The 24,301-nt window shown below is 69.3% G+C and carries 20 protein-coding genes and 1 pseudogene; 7 read left to right on the top strand and 14 right to left on the bottom strand.

Annotated elements, in window-relative coordinates; genetic code table 11:
* The first annotated feature begins 38 nt into the window (after positions 1 to 38).
* Complete coding sequence (locus tag I1A62_RS44910; RefSeq protein ID WP_124390920.1) at positions 39 to 1,001, top strand: heme A synthase; 963 nt, start codon at positions 39 to 41, stop codon at positions 999 to 1,001.
* On the opposite strand, the gene I1A62_RS44905 is transcribed toward I1A62_RS44910, so the two are convergent.
* Positions 998 to 1,363 (bottom strand): hypothetical protein, encoded by a 366-nt coding sequence (locus I1A62_RS44905; RefSeq protein WP_219458257.1) that lies wholly within the window; start codon positions 1,361 to 1,363, stop codon positions 998 to 1,000. The genes I1A62_RS44910 and I1A62_RS44905 overlap by 4 nt on opposite strands.
* A 79-nt stretch (positions 1,364 to 1,442) precedes the next feature.
* On the opposite strand from I1A62_RS44905, the gene I1A62_RS44900 reads away from it, so the two are divergent.
* Positions 1,443 to 2,408 (top strand): quinone oxidoreductase, encoded by a 966-nt coding sequence (locus I1A62_RS44900; protein ID WP_219458256.1) that lies wholly within the window; start codon positions 1,443 to 1,445, stop codon positions 2,406 to 2,408.
* Between the two features lie 69 nt (positions 2,409 to 2,477).
* Here the strand turns inward: I1A62_RS44900 and I1A62_RS44895 are convergent.
* A pseudogene (locus tag I1A62_RS44895) lies at positions 2,478 to 3,460 on the bottom strand (heme o synthase).
* A 217-nt stretch (positions 3,461 to 3,677) separates the two neighbouring features.
* On the opposite strand from I1A62_RS44895, the gene tkt reads away from it, so the two are divergent.
* The 5 genes from tkt to pgl are packed head-to-tail and all read left to right on the top strand — an operon-like array spanning position 3,678 to position 10,113.
* Positions 3,678 to 5,786 carry a transketolase gene (gene tkt, locus I1A62_RS44890; RefSeq protein ID WP_219458254.1) on the top strand — a complete coding sequence of 703 codons (2,109 nt, stop codon included), beginning with the start codon at positions 3,678 to 3,680 and terminating at the stop codon, positions 5,784 to 5,786.
* A 6-nt stretch (positions 5,787 to 5,792) separates the two neighbouring features.
* Positions 5,793 to 6,917: a transaldolase gene (gene tal, locus I1A62_RS44885; protein WP_218269582.1), complete on the top strand. Its 1,125-nt coding sequence runs from the start codon at positions 5,793 to 5,795 to the stop codon at positions 6,915 to 6,917.
* A 3-nt stretch (positions 6,918 to 6,920) separates the two neighbouring features.
* The gene (gene zwf, locus I1A62_RS44880; protein ID WP_124390914.1) at positions 6,921 to 8,465 is read left to right on the top strand and encodes a glucose-6-phosphate dehydrogenase; all 1,545 of its coding nucleotides are present in this window, start codon (positions 6,921 to 6,923) and stop codon (positions 8,463 to 8,465) included.
* The gene (gene opcA / locus I1A62_RS44875; protein ID WP_124390913.1) at positions 8,466 to 9,377 is read left to right on the top strand and encodes a glucose-6-phosphate dehydrogenase assembly protein OpcA; all 912 of its coding nucleotides are present in this window, start codon (positions 8,466 to 8,468) and stop codon (positions 9,375 to 9,377) included.
* Complete coding sequence (gene pgl, locus I1A62_RS44870; RefSeq protein ID WP_219458253.1) at positions 9,370 to 10,113, top strand: 6-phosphogluconolactonase; 744 nt, start codon at positions 9,370 to 9,372, stop codon at positions 10,111 to 10,113. Before opcA ends, pgl begins: the two co-directional genes overlap by 8 nt.
* Positions 10,114 to 10,443: 330 nt before the next feature.
* Here the strand turns inward: pgl and ppc are convergent, their stop codons facing one another.
* From ppc to I1A62_RS44810, 12 genes are all read right to left on the bottom strand, one after another.
* Positions 10,444 to 13,200, bottom strand: a complete 2,757-nt coding sequence (ppc, locus tag I1A62_RS44865; RefSeq protein WP_219458252.1) for a phosphoenolpyruvate carboxylase — start codon at positions 13,198 to 13,200, stop codon at positions 10,444 to 10,446.
* Between the two features lie 46 nt (positions 13,201 to 13,246).
* Positions 13,247 to 13,480, bottom strand: a complete 234-nt coding sequence (gene secG, locus I1A62_RS44860) for a preprotein translocase subunit SecG (RefSeq protein ID WP_015890633.1) — start codon at positions 13,478 to 13,480, stop codon at positions 13,247 to 13,249.
* Between the two features lie 125 nt (positions 13,481 to 13,605).
* Positions 13,606 to 14,391: a triose-phosphate isomerase gene (tpiA, locus tag I1A62_RS44855; protein WP_219458251.1), complete on the bottom strand. Its 786-nt coding sequence runs from the start codon at positions 14,389 to 14,391 to the stop codon at positions 13,606 to 13,608.
* Between the two features lie 3 nt (positions 14,392 to 14,394).
* Positions 14,395 to 15,606 (bottom strand): phosphoglycerate kinase, encoded by a 1,212-nt coding sequence (pgk, locus tag I1A62_RS44850; RefSeq protein WP_219458250.1) that lies wholly within the window; start codon positions 15,604 to 15,606, stop codon positions 14,395 to 14,397.
* 17 nt (positions 15,607 to 15,623) lie between these two features.
* Positions 15,624 to 16,643, bottom strand: a complete 1,020-nt coding sequence (gene gap, locus I1A62_RS44845; protein WP_015890630.1) for a type I glyceraldehyde-3-phosphate dehydrogenase — start codon at positions 16,641 to 16,643, stop codon at positions 15,624 to 15,626.
* Between the two features lie 265 nt (positions 16,644 to 16,908).
* The gene (gene whiA / locus I1A62_RS44840) at positions 16,909 to 17,892 is read right to left on the bottom strand and encodes a DNA-binding protein WhiA (RefSeq protein WP_037237817.1); all 984 of its coding nucleotides are present in this window, start codon (positions 17,890 to 17,892) and stop codon (positions 16,909 to 16,911) included.
* Positions 17,883 to 18,908: a uridine diphosphate-N-acetylglucosamine-binding protein YvcK gene (gene yvcK / locus I1A62_RS44835; protein ID WP_219458249.1), complete on the bottom strand. Its 1,026-nt coding sequence runs from the start codon at positions 18,906 to 18,908 to the stop codon at positions 17,883 to 17,885. The genes whiA and yvcK overlap by 10 nt, the downstream gene beginning before the upstream one ends.
* Positions 18,905 to 19,771, bottom strand: a complete 867-nt coding sequence (gene rapZ, locus I1A62_RS44830; RefSeq protein WP_072942446.1) for an RNase adapter RapZ — start codon at positions 19,769 to 19,771, stop codon at positions 18,905 to 18,907. Before rapZ ends, yvcK begins: the two co-directional genes overlap by 4 nt.
* Before the next feature lie 44 nt (positions 19,772 to 19,815).
* Positions 19,816 to 21,999 (bottom strand): excinuclease ABC subunit UvrC, encoded by a 2,184-nt coding sequence (gene uvrC / locus I1A62_RS44825; RefSeq protein WP_124390907.1) that lies wholly within the window; start codon positions 21,997 to 21,999, stop codon positions 19,816 to 19,818.
* Between the two features lie 68 nt (positions 22,000 to 22,067).
* Positions 22,068 to 22,520, bottom strand: coding sequence for a PH domain-containing protein (locus tag I1A62_RS44820; RefSeq protein WP_124390906.1), 453 nt, complete (start codon positions 22,518 to 22,520; stop codon positions 22,068 to 22,070).
* A 13-nt stretch (positions 22,521 to 22,533) separates the two neighbouring features.
* Positions 22,534 to 23,025 (bottom strand): 6,7-dimethyl-8-ribityllumazine synthase, encoded by a 492-nt coding sequence (gene ribH, locus I1A62_RS44815; RefSeq protein WP_124390905.1) that lies wholly within the window; start codon positions 23,023 to 23,025, stop codon positions 22,534 to 22,536.
* On the bottom strand, positions 23,022 to 24,275 hold the full coding sequence (locus I1A62_RS44810; protein WP_124390904.1) for a bifunctional 3,4-dihydroxy-2-butanone-4-phosphate synthase/GTP cyclohydrolase II: 1,254 nt from the start codon (positions 24,273 to 24,275) through the stop codon (positions 23,022 to 23,024). Before I1A62_RS44810 ends, ribH begins: the two co-directional genes overlap by 4 nt.
* Between the last annotated feature and the right edge of the window lie 26 nt (positions 24,276 to 24,301).

Here is a 24,301-nt window from a genome sequence, read left to right as displayed (position 1 = left end):
CGACACGCTGTAGTTGACCGCCCTCTACCATCGATGCCGTGCTGTATCGCGGGTTTCTGAGCCTGGTAGACCGTCTCCCCCTTCCGTCGCTGACCGTGCAGCGTGTCATCGCGTTCGCGGTGATCCTCACGCAGGGCGGCATCGCCGTCACCGGGGCCGTCGTCCGGGTGACGGCCTCCGGCCTCGGCTGCCCCACCTGGCCGCAGTGCTTCCCCGGCAGCTTCGTGCCGGTCGGGCACGGCGAGGTCGCCGTCGTCCACCAGGCGGTCGAGTTCGGCAACCGGCTGCTGACGTTCGTCGTCGTCGTGGCCGCGGCCCTGATCGTCCTCGCGGTCACCCGTGCGCGCCGCCGCAAAGAGGTCCTCGTCTACGCGTGGATGATGCCGCTCGGCACCGTCGTGCAGGCCGTCATCGGCGGTGTCACGGTGCTCACCGGACTGCTGTGGTGGACGGTCGCGGTGCACCTGCTCGCATCGATGGCGATGGTGTGGCTGGCGACCGTGATGTACGCGAAGATCTGCGAACCCGACGACGCCCCGGCGATCGACGTGATCCCGGCACCGCTGCGCTGGCTGACCGCGCTGTCGGCTGTCGCGCTGGCCGGGGTCCTCGCCGCCGGAACGCTGGTCACGGGTGCGGGACCGCACGCGGGAGACAAGAGTCTCGACCGCGTGGTTCCCCGCCTCGAGGTGGAGATCGTCACGCTCGTGCACCTGCATGCGCAACTGCTGGTGGGTTACCTGGCGTTGCTGGTCGGCCTGTGCTTCGGCCTGTACGCCGTCGGCGCCACGCGCGCGGTGAAGGTCCGGGTGCAGGTTCTGCTCGCACTGGTGGTGGCGCAGGCGCTGATCGGGCTGGTCCAGTTCTTCACGGACGTTCCCGCCGCGTTGGTGGCGTTCCACGTGGCGGGGGCCGGGCTGTGCACCGCGGCCACCGCGGCGGTGTGGGCCGCGGGGCGCACCCGCGAGTACGTCACGCAGCCCGACACCGCGAGCGTCTAGCGCTCGTTGCGGGCCCTCGGGAAGCGGGTCTGCCGCGCGACCCAGCCGGCCATCTTCTGAATGTGACCCTTGCGGGGCGTGACGATGCTGGTGATCGCGCGGTCCCACTCCGAGACGGTGACATCGTCGAGCGAGGCGACGACGGCGTTCGCGGTGGCGAGATCCTCGACCACCTGGTCACCGAGGATGCCGTCGGCTCCGACGAGGGTGATCCGGACGCCGGCGAGCCCGATGGGCTGGATGACGGCGCTGGCCGAACCGCCGTGCTCGGCGACGAACTTCTTGATCGCGTCGACCGTGTGGGACGGCAGCGACGGCGCCGGGCTCGAGGGGGCCTGTTCCGCATGGGTGTCGGTACTCATGGTCCGAGAATACTGGGCGGTAGACGCGGCGTGTCCGCCAGGCTCCGTGCGGCGGGCCGCGCCGTGTAGAACTGAAACCATGCGCGCTATACAGGTTTCCCGTCTCGGTGGTCCCGACGTCCTCGAACCGGTAGAGGTTCCCGAACCCGGGATCGGAGCGACGGATCTGCTCGTTCGCACCGACGCGATCGGCATCAACTTCATCGACACGTACTTCCGGACGGGGCTGTATCCGCGGCCACTGCCCTACGTTCCCGGCGACGAGGGCTCCGGTGTCGTGGAAGCCGTCGGCGGCGACGTGGCTGATTTCGCACGCGGCGACCGGGTGGCCTGGTGCGCCGCTCCCGGCAGTTACGCGGAGAAGGTGGCCGTGCCCGCGGCGGCCGCGATCGCCGTCCCCGACTCCGTGCCCGCCCCGCAGGCCGCCTCCGCGCTGCTGCAGGGCATGACCGCCCACTACCTGGCCCACTCCACGTACCCGATCCGGTCCGGCGACACCGTGCTCGTCCACGCCGGTGCGGGCGGAGTCGGGTTGATCCTCACGCAGATGGCGACGACGCTGGGCGCCCGGGTGATCACCACCGTGTCCTCCGACGCGAAGGAGCAGTTGTCCCGGGACGCCGGGGCACACGAGGTGCTGCGCTACGACGACGACATCGCGGCCCGGGTGCGGGAACTCACCGACGGCGAGGGCGTCGCAGCAGCGTACGACGGTGTCGGCGCGTCCACGTTCGAGGCCAGTCTCGCGTCGGTGCGGATCCGGGGAACGGTCGCCCTGTTCGGTGCGGCGAGCGGGCCAGTGCCGCCGTTCGATCCGCAGCGGCTGAACCCGGCGGGTTCGCTGTTCCTCACCCGGCCCACGCTCGCGCACCACATCCGTAACCGGGAGGAATTGACGTGGCGGGCCGGGGACGTGTTCTCCGCCCTCGCCGACGGTGCACTGACGGTCCGGGTGGGAGCGGAGTACCCGCTCGAGCGGGCGGAGGAGGCACATCGCGACCTCGAAGCGCGGGCGACGACGGGATCGATCGTGCTGGTGCCCTGAGGCGAAGCCTCAGCGGAGGTCGAGGACCTCGGCCTGAACCGTCGCAGACTGGACTGAGGCGAAGCAGGGTCAGCTCAGCAGGCTGCCGATGGTCTGCAGTCCCAGCACCGAGTCGACGGCGAGCCCGACGAAGACGATGGCCAGGTAATTGTTGGACTGCAGGAACAGGCGGAGCGGTTTCACGGCCGCTCCGCCGCGGACGCTCCGGTACAGCTGGTGGGCCATGAGCAGGAACCAGGCGCCTGCGACGAGGGTGACGGCGGCGTAGACGACGCCCGCGGCGGGGACCAGCGCGAGCGACGTGACGACCATGGCCCAGCTGTACAGCAGGATCTGCTTGGTGACGTGCTCCTCGGTGGCGATCACCGGCAGCATCGGGACACCGGCCGCCTTGTAGTCCTCCTTGTAGCGCATCGCGAGCGCCCAGGTGTGCGGCGGCGTCCAGAAGAAGATGACCAGGAACAGCACGATGGGCTGCCAGCTCAGCGATCCGGTGACCGCCGACCAGCCGACCATGACCGGCATGCAGCCCGCGGCGCCGCCCCAGACGACGTTCTGCCAGGTCCGGCGCTTGAGCACCATCGTGTACACGAGCACGTAGAACGCGATGGTCAGGACGACCAGGCACCCGGCGAGCAGGTTGGCCCGCCACCACAACCACAGGAACGACGCGACCCCGAGGGTCATGCCGAACACGAACGCGTGCGACGTCGGCACCGCGTCGCGGGCCAGCGGCCGGCGCGCGGTGCGCTTCATGACCTTGTCGATGTCGGCGTCGACGACGCAGTTGAGGGAGTTCGCGCTCGCCGCACCCATCCAGCCGCCGAACAGCGTGCTGAGGATCAGCAGGATGTCGACGTTGCCGCGGTCGGCCAGCAGCATCGCCGGGATCGTCGCGACCAGCAGCAGTTCGATCACCCGCGGCTTGGTCAACGCGATGTAGGCCAGGACCTTGCCCGTGGCGCGACCGAGCACCGTGTCGGTGCCGGTCGCGCGGGGGCGGGGCTGGGGCTGCCGAAGCCGTGTCCGCTCGGCTGATGCCCTGTCCGCACGTTCTCTCCTCGCACCACGCGTAATTCCACATCCGAATGCCGGTGCCTGCTCCCGAAGTTCTTCGCGACGGCCGGCCGTTCTACTACAACCGATGGTAGACCGCCGTAATGCGCGAACCGAATCGACCCGGATACGACCGCGCACTAGGCTGGAGTCGCACAAGAGGCCCACGCATCCTCAGGCTCCACGTTCACCCATGTCAGGAGACTTCTGCCCGTGTCGATCACAGACGACATCCACGTCCTCACGCAACCGGTTCATCCCGCCGACTGGACCGAACTGGACACCAAGGCCGTCGACACCATCCGGGTGCTCGCCGCCGATGCAGTGCAGAAGGTGGGCAACGGCCACCCCGGCACGGCCATGAGCCTCGCCCCCCTCGCCTACACCCTCTTCCAGCGCGTCATGCGTCACGATCCCACCGACGCCGACTGGATCGGCCGCGACCGGTTCGTGCTGTCCTGTGGACACTCCAGCCTCACCCTCTACATCCAGCTGTACCTCGCCGGCTACGGGCTCGAACTGGAAGACCTGGAAGCGCTGCGCACCTGGGGCTCGAAGACCCCCGGCCACCCCGAGCACGGCCACACCCGCGGCGTCGAGATCACCACCGGTCCGCTGGGTCAGGGTCTGGCCTCCGCCGTCGGAATGGCCATGGCCGCCCGCCGTGAGCGCGGCCTGTTCGACCCCGAGCCCGCGCTCGGCGAGAGCCCATTCGATCACCACATCTACGTGATCGCCTCCGACGGCGACATCGAGGAGGGCGTCACCTCCGAGGCGTCGTCGATCGCCGGTGTGCAGCAGCTCGGCAACCTGACGCTGATCTACGACGACAACAAGATCTCCATCGAGGACGACACCGCCATCGCGCTGTCCGAGGACACCGCCGCCCGCTACGAGGCGTACGGCTGGCACGTGCAGATCGTCGAGGGCGGCGAGAACGTCGTCGCCATCGAAGAGGCCCTGAACAAGGCCCGCGAGGTCACCGACAAGCCGTCGCTGGTCCTGCTCCGCACGATCATCGGCTTCCCCGCCCCGACCAAGATGAACACGGGCGCGGCGCACGGCGCCGCCCTCGGTGCCGACGAGGTCGCGGCCGTGAAGAAGGCGCTCGGTTTCGATCCGGACAAGACGTTCGAGGTCGCCGACGACGTCATCGCGCACACCCGCAAGGTCGTCGAGCGCGGTGCGCAGGCGCACAAGGAATGGCAGGCCCAGTACGACGAGTGGACGCAGCGCGCCCCCGAGGGCAAGAAGCTGCTCGACCGCCTGATCGGGCGCGACCTGCCCGCCGGCTGGGCCGACGTCCTCCCGACGTGGGAGCCCGACGCGAAGGGTCTCGCCACCCGTAAGGCGTCCGCCGCCGTGCTGAACGCCGTCGGACCGGTGCTGCCCGAGCTGTGGGGTGGCTCCGCCGACCTCGCGGAGAGCAACAACACCACCATCAAGGGCGCCGACTCGTTCGGTCCCAAGTCCATTTCCACCAGCATGTGGAACGCGGAACCGTACGGTCGCACCCTGCACTTCGGTGTCCGCGAGCACGCGATGGGCTCGATCCTCAACGGCATCGCCCTGCACGGGCCGACCCGCCCCTACGGCGGCACGTTCCTCGTCTTCAGCGACTACATGCGTCCCGCCGTCCGGCTGGCCGCGATCATGAAGACCGCGGTCACCTACGTGTGGACGCACGACTCCATCGGACTCGGCGAGGACGGTCCCACCCACCAGCCGATCGAGCACCTCGCGGCACTGCGCGCCATCCCGGGCCTGTACGTCGTGCGGCCCGGCGACGCCAACGAGACCGCGCACGCGTGGCGCGCCGTTCTCGAGAAGGGCGCCGACGAGGCCACCCGCGCTCCCGCCGGTCTCGCCCTGACCCGCCAGGACCTGCCGGTCCTCGAGGGCACCAGCTACGAGGGTGTCTCCCGCGGCGGGTACGTCCTCGCCGACGCGTCCACGGGGGCACCGGAGGTCGTGCTGATCGGCACCGGCTCCGAGCTGCAGCTGGCGGTCGCCGCCCGCGAGGCCCTCGAAGCCGACGGCATCCCCACCCGGGTCGTGTCCATGCCCTGCGTCGAGTGGTTCGACGCCCAGGACCAGGCCTACCGCGACGGTGTGCTCCCCCCGACGGTCAAGGCGCGGGTCGCCGTCGAGGCCGGCATCTCCATGCCGTGGTACCGCTTCGTCGGTGACGCGGGCGAAATCATCTCCATCGAGCATTTCGGCGCCTCCGCCGACCACAAGACCCTGTTCCGCGAGTTCGGCTTCACCGCCGAAGCCGTCACCGCAGCCGCACAGCGCTCACTCGCACGCGTGAAGGGATAGAACGCCATGACCCAGAACCCCAACCTCCAGAAGCTCTCCGAAGCCGGCGTCTCGGTGTGGCTCGACGACCTCTCCCGTGACCGCATCGAGTCCGGCAACCTCGCCGAACTCATCGCGAGCAAGAGCATCGTCGGCGTCACCACCAACCCGTCGATCTTCCAGGCCGCACTCAGCAAGGGCCACGTCTACGACGCACAGGTCCGGGAACTCGCCGAACGCGGCGCCGACGTCGAGGCCACCATCCGCACGGTGACCACCGACGACGTCCGCGCCGCCTGCGACGTCCTCGCCCCACAGTTCGAGGCGAGCCACGGCGTCGACGGCCGGGTGTCCATCGAGGTCGACCCGCGCCTCGCCCACGACGCCGACAAGACCGTCGCGCAGGCCGTCGAACTGTGGAAGATCGTCGACCGCCCGAACCTGTTCATCAAGATCCCGGCCACCGAGGCCGGCATCCCGGCCATCGCCAAGGTGCTCGGTGAGGGCATCAGCGTCAACGTCACGCTGATCTTCTCGGTGGAACGCTACGAGCTCGTCATGGGCGCCTACCTCGACGGCCTCGAGGCCGCGAAGGCGGCCGGCCACGACCTGTCACGGATCCACTCGGTCGCCTCGTTCTTCGTCTCCCGCGTCGACACCGAAATCGACAAGCGGCTCGACAAGATCGGCACCCCCGACGCTCTCGCGCTGCGCGGCAAGGCCGGCCTCGCAAACGCCCGCCTCGCCTACGCTGCCTACCAGCAGGTCTTCGAGGTGCAGCCGCGGTTCCAGGGCCTGCTCGAAACCGGTGCCCGCCCGCAGCGCGCACTGTGGGCGTCGACGGGAGTCAAGAACCCCGCCTACCCGGACACCCTGTACGTCGCCGATCTGGTCGCCCCGAACACCGTGAACACGATGCCGGAGAAGACCCTCGACGCGTTCGCCGACCACGGCGAGGTCGCGGGCGACACCGTCTCCGGTACCGCGGTCGCGTCGCAGGAGATCTTCGACCAGCTCACCGCCGTCGGCATCGACCTTCCCGACGTGTTCAAGGTGCTCGAGGACGAGGGCGTCGACAAGTTCGAGGTGTCCTGGAACGAACTCCTGGAGGCCACCGCGGAGCAGCTGCGCGCAGCAGGGCAGAAGAGCTGATACGTGAGCGATCCCGCAGCGTCAGACGATTGGGTCAATCCACTTCGCGACAGTAGGGACAAGCGCCTACCACGCATCGCCGGGCCGTGTGCGCTGGTGATCTTCGGTGTCACCGGCGACCTGGCGCGGCGCAAGTTGATGCCCGCCATCTACGATCTGGCCAATCGTGGTCTTCTGCCGCCCGGGTTCGCTCTGGTCGGGTTCGCCCGCAGGGATTGGTCGGACGAGGATTTCGGCAAGATCGTGCACGATGCCGTGCGCGATCATTCCCGCACCCCGTTCCGGGAGGACGTGTGGGAGCGGCTGTCGGAGGGCCTGCGGTTCGTCAAGGGCAGCTTCGACGACCCGGCGTCCTTCCAGGAACTGGCGAACACCCTCGCCACGCTCGAACGCGAACGCGGGACCGGCGGCAATCACGGGTTCTATCTCGCGATTCCGCCGGACGCGTTCCCGGTGGTCCTCAAGCAGCTGTCCGAGGCCGGCCTTGCCCGGTCGACCGACAGCCAGTGGCGCCGGGTGGTCATCGAGAAGCCGTTCGGTCACGACCTCGCGAGCGCACGTGAGCTCAACGCGGTCGTGAACGAGGTCTTCCCCGAGGACACCGTCTTCCGGATCGACCACTACCTCGGCAAGGAAACCGTTCAGAACATCCTGGCGCTGCGCTTCGCCAACCAGTTGTTCGATCCGATCTGGAACGCCCACTACGTGGATCACGTGCAGATCACCATGGCCGAGGACATCGGTCTCGGTGGGCGGGCCGGGTACTACGACGGCATCGGGGCGGCGCGGGACGTCATCCAGAATCACCTGCTGCAACTCCTCGCGTTCACGGCGATGGAGGAGCCGATCAGCTTCGAACCGTCGGAGTTGCAGGCGGAGAAGATCAAGGTGCTCTCCGCCACCAAACTCGCGCAGCCACTCGACGAGACCACCGCGCGCGGGCAGTACGCGGGAGGCTGGCAGGGCGGTACCCGGGTGGTCGGCCTGCTGGAGGAGGACGGGTTCTCGCAGGACTCCACCACGGAGACGTTCGCGGCCATCACCCTCGAGGTCGACACCCGCCGCTGGGCGGGTGTGCCGTTCTATCTCCGCACCGGGAAGCGGCTCGGTCGCCGGGTCACCGAGATCGCCGTGATCTTCAAGCGCGCGCCGCACCTGCCGTTCGATCAGACGATGACCGAGGAACTCGGTCAGAACGCGCTCGTCATCCGGGTGCAGCCGGACGAGGGTGTGACGATGCGCTTCGGGTCCAAGGTCCCGGGATCGAGCATGGAGGTCCGCGACGTCAGCATGGACTTCAGCTACGGCCAGGCGTTCACCGAGTCGTCCCCCGAGGCGTACGAACGCCTCATCCTCGACATGCTGCTCGGTGAACCCTCCCTGTTCCCCGTCAACGCCGAGGTCGAATTGTCGTGGGAGATCCTCGATCCGGCGCTCGCCGCCTGGGCCGCGGAGGGCAAACCGGAACCGTACGAGGCAGGCACGTGGGGTCCCCCGTCCGCGGACGAAATGATGCAGCGCACCGGTCGCGAATGGAGAAGGCCGTAGATGATCATCGACATCCCCTCGACTACCACCGGCCAGGTCAACAAGAAGCTGGTGGAGGTCCGGAAGACCGGCGGGGCGGTGACGCTGGGACGGGTTCTCACCCTGGTGGTGTGCACCCGGGACAGCGAGAACTCCGAGGACATCATCGACGCCGCCAACGAGGCGAGCCGGGAACATCCCTGTCGTGTCATCGTCGTCGCCCGCGGTTCCCGCGACGCCGAACCACGGCTGGACGCCCAGATCAGGGTCGGGGGTGACGCCGGCGCCTCCGAGGTGGTGGTGCTCCGCCTGTTCGGCGAACTCGCCGACCACGAGAGCAGCGTGGTGGTGCCGTTCCTCCTCCCCGACACCCCGGTCGTCGTGTGGTGGCCCGAGTCCGCTCCCGCCGTCCCCGCGAAGGACCCGGTCGGGAAGCTCGCGATCCGGCGCATCACCGACGCCACGGACCGTGCGGATCCCGCCGCCGAGATCAAGGGCCGCCTCGCCTCCTACACGTCCGGTGACACGGATCTGGCGTGGAGCCGCATCACGATGTGGCGGGGGCTCATCACCTCGGCCGTCGATCAGCCACCGCATTCGCGCATCGAATCGGCGGTGGTGTCGGGTCTCGTGGACGAGCCCGCCGTCGACATGATCGCCGGATGGCTGGCGGGCCGTCTCGATGCGCCCGTCAGCCGCAGGGTCGGACCGTTGTTCGTGACACTCGCGTTCGCGGACGGTGGCACGCTGACCATCAGCCGCCCGCAGACCGGCACCACCGCGACGTTGTCGCGGACCGGGAAACCGGATGCGCTGGTGGCGCTGGGCAGGCGGGAGACCCGCGACTGCCTGGCCGAAGAACTACGCAGACTGGACCCCGACGAGGCCTACGAGGCCGCACTCGCCGGGCTGACGAAGGTGACGTATGAGTGACATCCACGTAGAAGTGCACCCCGACACCGCCACGCTGGTGACGAAGGCCGCGGAGCGGTTCGTCGCCACCGTCGTCGCCGCCCAGAAGGATCGCGGTTCGGCGTCGGTGGTCCTCACCGGCGGCGGCACCGGGATCGGGCTGCTCGAGAAGGTCCGGGAGAACCCGGGCGACATCGACTGGCGTGCGATCGACATCTTCTGGGGCGACGAGCGGTTCCTGCCGGCGGGCGATCCGGAACGCAACGACGTGCAGGCGCGGGCCGCGCTGCTCGACCATGTCGACGTCGATCCCGACCGCGTGCACACCATGCCCGTCGCGGACGGGATCTACGAAAACGACCCGGAGGCGGCCGCCGTCGCGTACGCGCAGGTGCTCGGGGCCCACTCCGACGGCAGGCAGGTCCCGGTCTTCGACGTCCACCTGCTCGGCATGGGCGGTGAGGGACACGTCAATTCGCTGTTCCCCGACACCGACGCGGTCCGCGAGGAGCACCGGTTCGTCGTCGCGGTGACGGACTCCCCCAAGCCGCCGCCGGTGCGGGTGACGCTGACCCTGCCCGCCGTCAGGCACGCCGACGAGGTGTGGCTCGTCGTGTCCGGTGACGCCAAGGCCGAGGCCGTGGCCGCCGCGATCGCGGGCGCACCGCCCGTCGAGATCCCGGCGTCCGGCGCCCGCGGACTCTCTGCCACCCGGTGGCTGCTCGACACGTCGGCCGCGTCTCTGCTGCCGAACTGACGCCTGCCGAACCGACGCTGTCATCCGACGGGGTCCTCGTCGTCTCCCGGTAACCCGGCGGGCGACCGGGGGTCCCGTTCGACCGGTGTCCGGGTGACCCGGCATTCGGTGACGATGCGGCCGGCCCGATGCGAGCTCGCCGCCCGCGTCCCCCGCCGCCCGATTCCGCCGCGCCAATAGACCGGGTCACCCGCGCATCGCCTCATCCGTCGCCCCACTTCGTCTCGGAAACAGTGCTCTTTCCCGTTTTGACGCAGGGACGGGCGGTTCGGTTCCCGCGCCCGGCAAGAAAGTTCGTGCACTTTCTCGCGGGCGCGGAAACCGGCTCTGCTACCCGCTGTTGCGCAGTGCGGTCGCCAGCCCGTTCATCGTGAGCTGGATGCCGCGGCGCGTCTGATCGGTGTCGTCCCCGGCCCGGTAGCGGCGCAGCAGTTCCACCTGCAGGTGGTTGAGCGGCTCGAGGTACGGGAACCGGTTGTGCACCGACCGCTCCAGACCGGGATTGTCGGCGAACAGTGTGTCGTTCCCGGTGACGGCCTTGTACATCCGGATGGTCCGCTCGTGCTCCTCGGCGATCTTGCCGAACACCCGTCGGCGCAGTTCCTCGTCGGGGACGAGTTCCGCGTAGCGGGCGGCGAGACCCATGTCTGACTTCGACATCACCATCGCCAGGTTCGACAGCACGGTCCGGAAGAACGGCCACGTCTCGTAGAGGCGGGACAGCGTCGCCACCCGGTCGGGGTCGCCCTGCGTCCATTCCTCGAACGCGGCGCCGGTGCCGTACCACCCGGGCAGCATGACCCGGGACTGGCTCCACGACAGCACCCACGGGATGGCCCGCAGGTCGGAGATGGACGTGGTCTGCTTGCGGGAGGCCGGGCGGCTGCCGATGTTGAGCGCCCCGATCTCCGCGACCGGGGTCGACATCTCGAAGTACTCCACGAATCCGGGTGTCTCGTGCACCAATTCGCCGTAGGCGCGGCGGGCCAATGCGGCGAGTTCGTCGAGGATGCGGTACGCCGGTTCGGCGTCGTCGCCGAGGCCCTCGACGTCGAGGAGGGTGGCCTCGAGGGTCGCGGCGAGCAGCGTTTCGAGATTGCGTTGCGCGAGGCGAGGTTCCGCGTACTTGGCGGCGATCACCTCACCCTGTTCGGTGATCCGCAGGGATCCGGCGACCGCACCGGGCGGCTGCGCGAGGATCGCCTCGTAGCTGGGTCCGCCGCCGCGGCCCACGGTGCCGCCGCGACCGTGGAAGAGCCGCAACCGGATTCCCGTCTTGCGGGCCGCGTCGACCAGGTCCAGCTCGGCGCGGTACAGCGCCCAGTTGGCCGCCAGATAGCCGCCGTCCTTGTTGGAGTCGGAGTACCCGAGCATCACTTCCTGGGCGTCGCCGCGCGCCGACACCAGGGCCCGGTAGATCGGGACTTCCAGGGTGGCCTCGAGGGTGGCGGCCCCCTGTTGCAGGTCCTCGATCGTCTCGAACAGCGGCACGATGCCCACCGGGCAGGTCGGCGCCTCCCCCGATCCGGGATCGAGGATGCCGACCTCCTTCAGCAGGACCGCAGCCTCGAGCATGTCGCTGACGGAGGTGCACATGCTGATGATGTAGTTGGGTACCGCGCCCGCACCGAGGGTCCGCACGGCGTCGGCGCCGGCCTGGAGAATGGCGAGTTCCTTTGCCGTGAGCTCGCTGAACTCGGCGTTCGCCGTGGTCAGGGGGCGCCGGGTGGACAGTTCCGCCGACAGCAACTCCACCCGCTCGTCCTCGGACAGCGACGAGTAGTCGGCGTGCACACCCGCCCACGCCAGCAGTTCGGCGACGACGGTCTCGTGCACGTCCGAGTTCTGCCGCATGTCGAGGCCGGAGAGGTGGAAACCGAACACCTCCACCGAGTCCCGCAGGGTCGCCAGTCCGTCGTCGGCGATCGTGCCGTCGCCGCCGCGCCGCAGCGAGTCGTCGACGACGTCGAGTTCGCCGAGCATCTGCCGCGGCGTGTCGTAGGGTGCGAGCCCGAGGTCGAGCCCGTGGTCCGGGGCCTCCCCGAGGATGCGGTGCGCGGTGGCCGTGAGACGCCCCCGGATGCCCCGCACGGCACGCCGGTACGGCTCGTCGGCGCGGAACGGCGAATCGTCCTGGGATGCCGCGGCCAGGAGGTCGAGGGCCGGTGTGACGGTGACGAGACGGGCCGACATGGACAGTTCCCGCTCGAGCGTCTCGAGTTGCCCGAGATGATGCTCGAGCGCGGTGGCCGCGGCGCGGGTGGTCGCCTGGCGGACCACCTCGTCGGTGACGTAGGGATTGCCGTCGCGGTCCCCGCCGATCCACGATCCGGGACGCAGAATCGGTTCCCGGCCCAGATCGGCGTCCGGCCACCGCGACCGCAGGGCACTGCGCAGTTCGGCGTTGATCTTCGGGACGACCTCGAACAGCGCCGCGTCGTAGTACCGCAGCCCGACCTCGATCTCGTCCTGAATCCGCAACCGCGACAACCGGATCAGCGCGGTCTGCCACAGGGTGAGGATCTGCCGACGCAACCGGACGTCGACGTCGGCCGTCTCGGACTCGGTCAGCGCGGTGCGTTCGCGGTACCGCATCAGTTCGGTGATCCGCGTCTGGGTCTCGAATACCGTGCGGCGACGGGTCTCGGTGGGATGCGCGGTGATGACCGGCGACACGAGCGCCCCGCGCAACGCGTCCGCGACGACGTCGCTGTTCAGGTGAGCGGCGTCGAGCTTGGCGAACGTGGCGGTCAGGGTGCTGTCGGGGGCGGGTTCACCGGCGGCGACGTGGACGGCACGCCGGCGTTCGCGGTGGTTGTCCTCGGCGAGGTTGGCCAGCAGGGCGAAATGGCTGAAAGCTCGGATGACGGGAATGGCGGCGCTCGTGGACACCTCGGTGAACATGTCGGCCAGATCGGCGCGGTCGATCTCGGAACGACGCACCCGGAACGATTCGACCCTGGCCTTCTCGACGAGGTCGAAGACGCCGTCTCCGGCCTGTTCCCGCACTATCTGACCGAGGATGCCGCCCAGGAGCCGAATGTCTTCGCGGAGTGGTTCAGTGGCCTCACGTGGGGTTTCGATCATGCATCCAGTATCGACCGGTGACGGCCCGTCCGCATGATGAAGCCGATCAGCCGAACTTGATCTCCAGCCCGATGCCGATGATGGCGATGAACCAGATCAGACCGGTGAAGACGGTGAGCCGGTCGAGGTTCTTCTCGACCACGGTGGAACCGGACAGGCTGGACTGGACACCGCCGCCGAACAGGCTGGACAGACCGCCGCCCTTACCGCGGTGCAGCAGCACCAGCAGAATCAGCAGCAAGCTGGTGATCACCAGCAAGATATCCAGGAACAGTTCCATGTCTGTCTACGTCCACCCATCCAGTAGGAACAACTACGACCTCGTACACCCTACAGGCGCTCCGCGCTCGTGCGCCTTTCCGGTACCCACCGCTACCGAAAAGGCGCACGAGCGCCGAAAGCGCCTTACGGCAGGGGTCCGCCCGCGGCGATCGCCGACAGGGTGGCGAACTCGTCGGCCTTCAGCGAGGCGCCGCCCACGAGAGCGCCGTCCACATCCGTCTGACCGACGATCTCCCCGACGTTCTTCGCGTTGACGCTGCCGCCGTACAGAATGCGGACACCGGACGCGACGTCCGGCGAGGCCAGCTCGCCGAGCGTGGCGCGGATCGCGGCGCAGACTTCCTGCGCGTCCGCGGCACTGGCCACCCGGCCGGTGCCGATGGCCCACACCGGCTCGTACGCGATGACGACCTTGGCGATGTCCTCGGCGGACAGCCCGGCGAGCGAACCCCGCAGCTGCTCGACGTTGTAGGACACGTGCTCGCCGGCCTCGCGGATATCGAGGCCCTCACCGATGCAGACGATCGGGGTGATCCCGTTCTTCAGCGCGGCCTTGGTCTTGGCCAGCACGGTGTCGTTGTCCTCACCGTGCAGCGTCCGGCGCTCCGAGTGCCCGACGACGACGAACGTGCAGCCCAGCTTGGCCAGCATGGAACCGCTGATCTCGCCGGTGTACGCGCCCGAATCCTGGGCCGACACGTCCTGCGCACCGTAGGTGAGCAGGAGCTTGTCGCCCTCGACCAGGGACTGCACGCTGCGGATGTCGGTGAACGGCGGGATCACCGTCACGTCGACCTTGTCGAAGTACTTCGCCGGGAGCGAGAAGGCGATCTTCTGAACCAGCGCGATGGCCTCGAGGTGGTTCAGATTCATCTTCCAGTTGCCGGCGATCAGCGGCTTCCGTGCCATGCCTCAGCCCTCCAGAACTGCGATGCCGGGGAGTTCCTTGCCCTCGAGGTACTCGAGGGAGGCGCCGCCACCGGTGGAGATGTGCGAGAAACCGTCCTCGGGCAGACCGAGCTGGCGCACCGCCGCGGCGGAGTCACCGCCACCGACGACGCTATACGCGCCCTTGCCGGTGGCCTCGATGATCGCCTCGGCGACACCCTTGGTGCCCGCGGCGAACTTCTCGAACTCGAACACGCCCATCGGGCCGTTCCAGAACACGGTCTTCGCGCTGGTCAGGATCGCCGCGAACCGGCGAACCGACTGCGGTCCGATGTCGAGTCCCATCCAGCCGTCCGGGATCTCGAGCACCGACACGATCTTCGACTCGGCGTCGGCCGAGAACGAATCGGCGATGACCACGTCCTGCGGGATGTGGATGACGTCGGCGTACTGCTCGAGCAGCGCCCTGCACGTGTCGATCATCGACTCCTCGCACAGCGAGTTGCCGACCGAGACGCCCTGCGCCGCCAGGAACGTGTAGTACATGCCGCCGCCGATGACGAGGGTGTCGACCTTGGGGGCCAGTGCCTCGATCACCGCGAGCTTGTCCGACACCTTGGAACCACCGAGCACGACCGCGTACGGCCGCTCCGGCTCCTCGGTGAGCTTGCCGAGCACCTCGATCTCGGCGTCGACGAGCGTGCCCGCATAGTGCGGGAGCAGCTTCGCGACGTCGTACACCGACGCCTGCGCGCGGTGCACGACACCGAACCCGTCGGACACGAACGCACCGTCGTCGCCGACGAGTTCGACCAGGGCCTTGGCGAGCTTCGTCCGCTCGGCCTCGTCCTTGCTGGTCTCCCGCGGGTCGAAGCGGATGTTCTCCAGCAGGAGGACGTCGCCGTCGGTGAGTCCCTCCGCGCGTGCCAGCGCGTCCTGCCCGACGACGTCGCCGGCGAGCTGGACGTTGCGGCCCAGCACCTCGGCGAGCTTGGCCGCCACCGGTGCGAGGGAGTACTGCGGGTCGGGCTCGCCCTTGGGGCGACCCAGATGGGCGGTGACGATGACCTTGGCGCCCGCCTCCGCCAGCGCCTTCAGCGTCGGTGCGGAAGCGAGGATGCGCCCGGGATCGGTGATCCGGTCGCCGTCGAGCGGAACGTTGAGGTCGGAGCGCACCAGCACGGCGCGCCCCTCGACCCCAGCGTTCAGAAGATCGTCGAGAGTCTGAACTGCCACTGTTACCGGACCTTCACTCAGAGAGACTTGGCGACGAGGCCGATGAGGTCGGCCAGACGGTTGGAGTAACCCCACTCGTTGTCGTACCAGGACACGATCTTGGCCTGATCCTCGATGACCTTCGTGAGGCCGGAGTCGAAGATCGAGCTGTGCGGGTCGGTGACGATGTCGGACGACACGATCGGGGCGTCCGTGTACTTCAGGATGCCCTTGAGCGGGCCCTCGGCGGCAGCCTTCATCGCGGCGTTGATGTCCTCGACGCTGGCCGACTTCCGCAGGTTCGCGGTGAGGTCCGTGACCGAACCCGTGGGGATCGGGACGCGCAGCGCGTAGCCGTCCAGCTTGCCGAGCAGCTGCGGGAGGACCAGGCCGATGGCCTTGGCGGCACCGGTTCCGGTGGGAACCACGTTCAGTGCGGCGGCACGGGCGCGACGCAAGTCGCTGTGCGGGCCGTCCTGTAGGTTCTGGTCCTGGGTGTAGGCGTGGACCGTCGTCATGAGGCCCTTGACGATGCCGAACTCGTCGTCGAGCACCTTGGCGATGGGGCCGAGGCAGTTGGTGGTGCACGAGGCGTTGGAGATGATGTTCTGACTGCCGTCGTACTTGTCGTCGTTGACGCCCATCACGATGGTGATGTCCTCGCCCTTGGCCGGGGCGGAGATGATGACCTTCTTGGCGCCGGCCTCGAGGTGGCCCTTCGCCTTGGCTGCGTCGGTGAAGATGCCGGTGGACTCGACGACGACGTCGACGCCCAGGTCGCCCCAGGGAAGTGCCGCGGGGCCTTCCTTGATGGCGAGAGCCTTGATCTTCTGGCTTCCGACGACGATGGTGTCTTCACCCTCGAGCGAGACGTCGTGCGGGAGACGACCGAGGATCGAGTCGTACTTCAGGAGATGCGCCAGCGAAGCGTTGTCCGTGAGGTCGTTGACCGCCACAATCTCGATGTCGGTGGTTCCCAGCGCCTTCTGCGCATCCACCGCCCTGAAGAAGTTACGCCCGATACGGCCGAAACCGTTTACGCCTACCCGGACAGTCACAATCTGCTCCTTTGTGCATGATTCTGGTTGTGCAGCTCTGCTCCCGCGCCGCTACGACACCATCCGACGGGTGATCGGCGCAGGGGTTCATCGGTCGATGTGGTTCCTACCCTAGTGCGCGGACGACGCCCGCGCGCAGTCAACTCCGAGCGCCCTTCGCCCTGCCGCCCCGACCGGAACGAACGGGACGCTCGTTCGATCTGACGCGACGGGCGTCCCGTTCGTCAGGGAAACCCGGGGTGGCGGGCGGTGACGGCGGACGAGGTCAGGCGTCGTCGAGAAGGTCTGCGGTGACGGCCGACTCGGTGTCCGGAATGCCGGTTTCCTTCGCCTTGCGATCCGCCATCGACAGCAGCCGCCGGATGCGGCCTGCCACGGCGTCCTTCGTCATCGGCGGGTCGGCGAGCTGGCCGAGTTCCTCGAGGGACGCCTGCCGGTGCTCCACCCGCAGGTGGCCCGCGGCCGCGAGGTGGTCGGGGACCTCGTCACCGAGGATGTCCAGGGCCCGTTCGACGCGGGCGGCGGCCGCGACCGCGGCGCGGGCGGAGCGGCGCAGGTTCGCGTCGTCGAAGTTGGCGAGCCGGTTGGCGGTGGCGCGGACCTCCCGGCGCATGCGCCGTTCCTCCCACACGAGGCGGGTGTCCTGGGCTCCCATCCGGGTGAGCAGCGCGCCGATGGCCTCGCCGTCGCGGATCACCACCCGGTCGGTGCCGCGGACCTCGCGGGCCTTCGCGGAGATGCCCAGCCTGCGCGCCGCCCCGACGAGGGCGAGCGCCGCCTCCGGGCCCGGGCAGGAGACCTCGAGCGCGGACGAGCGGCCCGGCTCGGTCAGCGAACCGTGCGCCAGGAACGCGCCGCGCCACGCGGCTTCCGCGTCGGCGACGCTGCCACCGACGACCTGCGCGGGAAGCCCGCGCACCGGACGGCCCCGCAGGTCCAGCAGCCCCGTCTGACGGGCGAGGGCCTCCCCCTCCTTCGCGACCCGCACGATGTACCGGGACGACTTGCGCAGCCCGCCCGCGCTGAGGACGTGGACGTCGGCGCTGTAGGTGAACAGGTCGAAGATCTCGCGGCGCAACCGGCGGGCCGTGGACCCCAGATCCACTTCCGCCTCGACCACTACCCGGCCGCCGACGATGTGCAATCCCCCGGCGAACCGCAGCAGCGACGAGACCTCGGCCTTCCGGCAACTCACGTGAGTGATGACGAGACGACTGAGTTCGTCTTTGACCTCTGCTGTCATTGCCACGAAGCGCTCTCCCTTTCCTCTGGTGTCTCGGCCGCTTCGCTCCCCCGAGACCCCGCTTCGGGGTCGCTCCAGAGCTGTTCGAGAACGGACGCAAGTTTTCCTGCATGGTGCGTGTGGGTGCCGTGCTCCGACACGTCGGCGTACACGACGCGTGCCCGGAACTGTCCGGCGGCGCGGGCGAGGTGCTCGCGCTCGCGCCCCGGTGGAACCGAACCCGAATCGACGACGACGTAGTCGACGGTGAGTTCGGGTGCGTGTTGGGACAGTACGTGCAGATGACGCTCGGTGGAGAATCCCGCGGTCTCGCCGGGTTCCGGAGCCAGGTTGAGTACCAGCACCTTCCGCGCGGGGGTGGCGATCAGCGTGTCGAGGAGTTCGGGCACGAGAACGTGCGGGATGACGCTGGAGAACCACGACCCGGGGCCGAGAACGGCCATGTCGGCGACGTCGATCGCCCGGACCGCGTCCGGGCATGCGGGCGGATTCGCCGGCAGCAACCGCACGCGGCGCACCTTGCCGGGGGTGGTCGCGACCGCGACCTGACCGCGGATGCAGCGGCTGACCCGCGGGTCCGCCTCGAGGCCCTGCACGTCGGCCTCGATGTCGAGGGCGATCGGCGACATCGGCAGCACCCGCCCGTCGATCCGCAGCAGCCGCGCGAGTTCGTCGAGCGCGGCGACGGGGTCGCCGAGCACCTCGGTGAGACCGGCGAGGATGAGATTGCCCACCGAGTGTCCGGCGAGGGCGCCGATTCCGCCGAATCGGTGCTGGATGGTGTCGGTCCAGTCCTGCACCTCGGGGTCGTCCGCGGCGAGCGCGGCGAGCGCCATCCGCAGATCCCCGGGCGGGATGACGCCGAGTTCGGCGCGGAGCCGTCCGGAGGATCCGCCGTCGTCCGCCACGGTGACGACGGCGGTCACGTCACGGCTGAGCCTGCGGGCGGCGCTGAGGGTGGCGAACAGCCCGTGGCCACCGCCGAGCGCGACGATCGCAGGCGCCTGGTGCACCGGCCTCATTCGCGCCCCAGATCCCGATGGACGACGCGCACGTTCAGCCCGGAGTCCTTTCCGAGCCGGCCCGCCAGGGCCTCCGACATGGCGACACTGCGATGTTTCCCCCCGGTGCATCCCACCGCGATGGTCATGTAGCGCTTCCCCTCCCGACGATATCCGGCGATCGTCAGATCCAGCAGGTGGTGATACGTGGCGAGGTAGTCGTCCGCACCATCCTGCGACAACACGTAGTCCCGCACGTCCGCGTTCTGCCCGGTGTGCGGACGCAACTCGGGGATCCAGTGCGGGTTGGGCAGGAACCGGACGTCGCAGACGAGATCGGCGTCCATCGGAAGACCGTACTTGAAACCGAACGACTGGACTGTTACCTGCATGGTGCGGTTCTCGGCGTCGCCGAACGCGTCCTCGATCTTCTGCCGCAACTGGTGCGCGGCGAGGGACGACGTGTCGATCACCAGATCCGCGGCGGCCTTCACCTTCGCGAGCTGGTCACGCTCGGCGGCGATGCCCTCCGACAGGGTGCCCTCGGCACCGCCGCCGGACAGCGGGTGACTGCGCCGGACCTGTTCGAACCGGCGGACCAGGACCTCGTCCGACGCGTCGAGGTACAGCACCCTCGTGTGCACGGGCTTGCTCTCGAGTTCGGTGAGGACCCAGCCGAGGTCGCCGGTGAACAACCGGGAACGCACGTCGATGACGACGGCGAGCCGCTCGAGCCGCGAATCGGATTCCAGGCTCAGATCCACCATCCGGGAGATCAGTTCCGGGGGAAGATTGTCCGCGACGTACCACCCGAGGTCCTCGAGGACCTTCGCCGCGGTCTGCAGACCCGCCCCGGAGAGCCCGGTGACGAGAAGGAAGTCCATCGGCCGAACCGTGGGCGGACGGTCGCTCTGCGCGTGCTGCTCGTTCACTCGACACCTGTCCGTTGCGATGCGCTCTGTGCTGCCGGGCCGTGCTGCCCTACCGGTTCGCGGGGTAGGTCCGCGCCGTTCCGTTCTGCCGTGCCCGGCCCGTTCCGATCTGGTTCATCATCCCCCACTCCCACGACGTCCGCAGACGGTTCCTCCGCCCCGAGAGCGGTGAGTACCGCCTTCGCCGTGGCCGTTCCGATGCCGGGCACCGCGGTGATCTCCTCGACGGAGGCCTGTTTGAGTTTGGCGACGGATCCGAAATGCGTCACCAGGGCCTTGCGCCGGGTCTCGCCGAGACCGCGGACCGAGTCGAGCGCGGAGGCCGTCATCCGGCGGGACCGTTTGCTGCGGTGGAACGTGATCGCGAAGCGGTGCGCCTCGTCCCGCACCCGCTGCAGCAGGTACAGCGACTCGCTGGTGCGCGGGAGGATCACCGGGTCCTCCTCCCCCGGCACCCACACCTCCTCGAGCCGCTTGGCCAGCCCGACGACGGCGACGTCGGTGATGCCCAATTCGTCGAGCACCGCCGAGGCCGCGGCCACCTGCGGGGCACCGCCGTCGACGACGAACAGGTTCGGCGGGTACGCGAACCGCCGCGGCCTGCCGGTCTGCGGGTCGATCGCCGCCTCCGGAGCGAGGTCGCCGCCGTCGCCGCCGGACACCTGGTCGGCGTCCGCCCCGGCCGCTTCCGCGCGCAGCACCCCGACGTCACGGTTGTGCCGGAGGAACCGGCGCCGGGTGACCTCGGCGATGCTGGCGACGTCGTCGGAGCGGCCGTCGCCTGCGGCTTCCTTGATGGCGTAGTGCCGGTAGTCGGACTTTCGCGGCAGGCCGTCCTCGAAGACGACGAGGGAGGCCACCACGTCGGTGCCCTGCACGTGGCTGATGTCGACGCATTCGATGCGCAGCGGCGCCGAGTCCAGGTCGAGGGCCTCCTGGATGCCCTGCAGGGCCGCCGACCGCGACGTGAAGTCGCCGGCGCGGCGCAGCTTGTGCTGTTGCAGCGCCTCCATCGCGTTGCGCTGTACGGTCTCGGCGAGTGCCTTCTTGTCGCCGCGCTGCGGCACCCGGAGACGGACGGCGGAACCGCGGAGACCGCTGAGCCATTCCTGTACCTGCTCGGCGTCCGGCGGCAGCACCGGCACCAGGACCTCCCGCGGCACCCCGCTGCTGCCCGCCTCCGGGTCGGCCGCGCCCGACAGCGCCGCCTGCTCACCGTAGAACTGGGTGAGGAACTGCTCGACGAGCAACGGCAGGTCCGAGCCCGCCGCGGAATCGACGCTGGCCCAGTCGATGACGTCGCCGGCCTTCTCGACCACCCAGCCGCGCTGCCCGCGGACGCGGCCGCCCCGGACGTGGAACACCTGGACCGCGGCCTCGAGTTCGTCGGTCGCGAACGCGGCGACGTCGGCATCGGTCCCGTCGCCGAGCACGACGGCCTGCTTCTCGAGTGCCCGCCGCAACGCGCCCACGTCGTCGCGCAGTCGCGCCGCCGTCTCGAAGTCGAGTTCCTCGGACGCCTGCTGCATCCGGGCCTCGAGCTGGCGGACCAGTTTGTCGGTGCGCCCCGACAGGAAGTCGCAGAAGTCCTCGACGATCTGGCGGTGTTCGGCCGCGGACACGCGTCCGACGCACGGCGCGGAGCACTTGTCGATGTAGCCGAGCAGGCAGGGCCGGCCGATCTGGTTGTGCCGCTTGAACACCCCGGCCGAGCAGGTGCGGGCGGGGAAGACCCGCAGCAGCAGGTCGAGGGTTTCGCGGATGGCCCACGCGTGCGAGTAGGGGCCGAAGTAGCGGACACCCTTGCGCCGGGGGCCGCGGTAGACGAACAGCCGCGGGTACTCCTCGTTGAGGGTGACCGCGAGAACCGGGTACGTCTTGTCGTCGCGGTAGCGGACGTTGAACCGGGGATCGAATTCCTTGATCCAGTTGTATTCGAGCTGGAGCGCCTCGACCTCGGTGCTCACCACGGTCCACTCGACACTGCCGGCCGTGGTCACCATCTGGCGGGTGCGCGGGTGCAGCGTCGAGACGTCGGCGAAATAGGAATTCAGCCGTGATCGAAGACTCTTCGCCTTCCCGACATAGATGACCCGGCCGTGCGGATCGCGGAACTTGTACACCCCCGGGTCGACCGGAATCGTTCCGGTCGCGGGGCGATATGTCGAAGGATCGGGCACCCCTCCACGTTAGTCGGCGCCACCGACCAACCCCGCATCCGCGACGTCGCGGAGGGGCGGCCCACCGGTCAGGACGTCGCGTACTCCGACGCGAGCGCGCGGAAGCGGTCGACGGCGTCCACGGCGTACTCGCGATCGTTCGACTGAATGGCCATCACGGCCAGGTACTCGTCGTCGGGCAGTTCGATCCGGGCCCATGCCGCGCCGTCCGGGAAGGACAGCCCCTCGTACAGGTCCCAGTCGACGATGCGCTCACCGAGCACGTTGCGCACGGCGATGCCGCGGGGCCCTATGCGCACCCGCGGGCGGGTCAGCAGCAACACGCCGGCCGCGAGGAGGCAGCCGATGCCCGCGAACGCCAGCTGGTCGGCGAGCCGGAAGTACACGCCCGTCGAATCGCCGCGCAACAGGATCGCGAACGTCACGTGCACGACGACGAGCAGGACCGCCACGCCGATGGCGTAGCGGCGGGACTTGCGGGGCTTCGCGACGAGTGTCCACTCGGATTCGGGGGTTGTCACGGGTGGATCCGGATCATGCGAAGGACTCCTCGGCCCGGCGCAGCCGCGCCAACGTGACGGCGGTGTCGAGTGCGGCCGCGCACGCCTGCCCGCCCTTGTCCTCGACGGATCCGGGCAGGCCGCTGCGGTCGACGGCCTGCTGCTCGGTGTCCGTGGTGAGCACACCGTTCCCGACCGGGGTGCCCTCGTCCAGCGAGACCCGGGTCAGACCGGCCGTCACGGCGTCGCAGACGTATTCGAAGTGCGGGGTCCCGCCGCGGATCACGACACCGAGCGCGACGACGGCGTCGTGGCTGCGGGCCAGCGCCTGCGCGACCACGGGCAGTTCGATGGCGCCCGCGACGCGGACCAGCGTGACGTTCTTCACGTTCGCCTCGGCGGCCACCTTCTGCGCGCCGGCGATCAGCGCCTCGGAGATCTCGGCGTGCCAGCTGCCTGCGACGATGGCGAGCCGGAGGTCGCCGGCCTCCCCGAGCTGCAGCTCCGGCAGTCCCTCGCCGCTCACAGCATCTCCCCCGCTTCGAAGTCGTCGAGCCCGATCAGGTCGTGGCCCATGCGGTCGCGCTTGGTGCGCAGGTAGGTCAGGTTCTCGGCGTTGGCTCGCAGCGGCATGGACACCCGCTCGGTGATCTGCAGCCCGTAGCCGTCGAGTCCGACCCGCTTGGCCGGATTGTTGGTGAGCAGCCGCATCGAGGAGATGCCGAGGTCCACCAGGATCTGCGCGCCGATGCCGTAGTCGCGGGCGTCGGCGGGCAGCCCGAGCTCGAGGTTGGCGTCGACGGTGTCCGAACCGGCGTCCTGCAGCTGGTAGGCCTGCAGCTTGTGCATCAGGCCGATGCCGCGGCCCTCGTGCCCGCGCATGTACAGGACCACCCCGCGGCCCTCCTGCGCGACCATGTCCAGGGCGGCGTCGAGCTGGGGACCGCAGTCGCAGCGCAGCGAGCCGAACACGTCGCCGGTGAGGCATTCGGAGTGCACGCGCACCAGCACGTCGCTGCCGTCGCCGTCCGGGCCGGGCAGGTCGCCGCGGACCAGGGCCACGTGCTCGACGTCGTCGTAGATGCTCGTGTAACCGACGGCCGTGAACTCGCCGTGCCGGGTGGGGATGCGCGCGGACGCGACCCGCACCACGTGCTTCTCGTGCTTGCGGCGCCACGCGATGAGGTCGGCGATGGAGATCAGCGCGAGGTTGTGGTCGTCGGCGAAGACCCGCAGTTCGTCGGTCTGGGCCATGTGGCCCTCGTCCTTCTGGCTGACGATCTCGCAGATCACGCCGGCCGGCCGGAGGTCGGCCATCCGGGCGAGGTCGACGGCGGCCTCGGTGTGGCCGGGACGGCGCAGCACGCCGCCCTCCTTGGCCCGCAGCGGCACGACGTGGCCGGGGCGGGTGAAGTCCTGGGCGCCGGAGTTCGGGTCGGCCAGCAACCGCATGGTGGCGGCGCGGTCGGACGCGGAGATGCCGGTGCCGATGCCCTCGCGGGCGTCGACGGTGACGGTGTACGCGGTGCCGTGCTTGTCCTGGTTGGTGGCGTACATCGGGGGCAGGCCGAGCCGGTCGCAGTCGGCGCCGTCGAGCGGCACACACAGGTAGCCGGAGGTGTATCGAACCATGAAGGCAACCAACTCGGGGGTGGCTTTCTCCGCGGCGAAGATGAGGTCTCCCTCGTTCTCGCGGTCTTCGTCGTCGACGACGACGACAGCCTTGCCTGCGGCGATATCCGCAACGGCGCGCTCGATAGTGTCGAACCTGGTCACGTGCTCGGTCTCCAAAGTCTTGACTG

This window comes from Rhodococcus sp. USK10 (genome assembly GCF_019378875.1).
GTDB classification, from domain to species: domain Bacteria; phylum Actinomycetota; class Actinomycetes; order Mycobacteriales; family Mycobacteriaceae; genus Rhodococcus_F; species Rhodococcus_F pseudokoreensis.
This window is presented reverse-complemented; position numbering and strand designations above follow the sequence as displayed.

Excerpts from the sequence above, each read along its gene's own strand:
- tpiA (WP_219458251.1), bottom strand. The coding sequence starts at position 14,391 with ATGGCACGGAAGCCGCTGATCGCCGGCAACTGGAAGATGAATCTGAAC.
- ppc (WP_219458252.1), bottom strand. The coding sequence starts at position 13,200 with ATGATCGAAACCCCACGTGAGGCCACTGAACCACTCCGCGAAGACATT.
- tal (WP_218269582.1), top strand. The coding sequence starts at position 5,793 with ATGACCCAGAACCCCAACCTCCAGAAGCTCTCCGAAGCCGGCGTCTCG.
- secG (WP_015890633.1), bottom strand. The coding sequence starts at position 13,480 with ATGGAACTGTTCCTGGATATCTTGCTGGTGATCACCAGCTTGCTGCTG.
- yvcK (WP_219458249.1), bottom strand. The coding sequence starts at position 18,908 with ATGAGGCCGGTGCACCAGGCGCCTGCGATCGTCGCGCTCGGCGGTGGC.
- pgl (WP_219458253.1), top strand. The coding sequence starts at position 9,370 with ATGAGTGACATCCACGTAGAAGTGCACCCCGACACCGCCACGCTGGTG.
- I1A62_RS44905 (WP_219458257.1), bottom strand. The coding sequence starts at position 1,363 with ATGAGTACCGACACCCATGCGGAACAGGCCCCCTCGAGCCCGGCGCCG.
- opcA (WP_124390913.1), top strand. The coding sequence starts at position 8,466 with ATGATCATCGACATCCCCTCGACTACCACCGGCCAGGTCAACAAGAAG.
- I1A62_RS44900 (WP_219458256.1), top strand. The coding sequence starts at position 1,443 with ATGCGCGCTATACAGGTTTCCCGTCTCGGTGGTCCCGACGTCCTCGAA.
- rapZ (WP_072942446.1), bottom strand. The coding sequence starts at position 19,771 with ATGGACTTCCTTCTCGTCACCGGGCTCTCCGGGGCGGGTCTGCAGACC.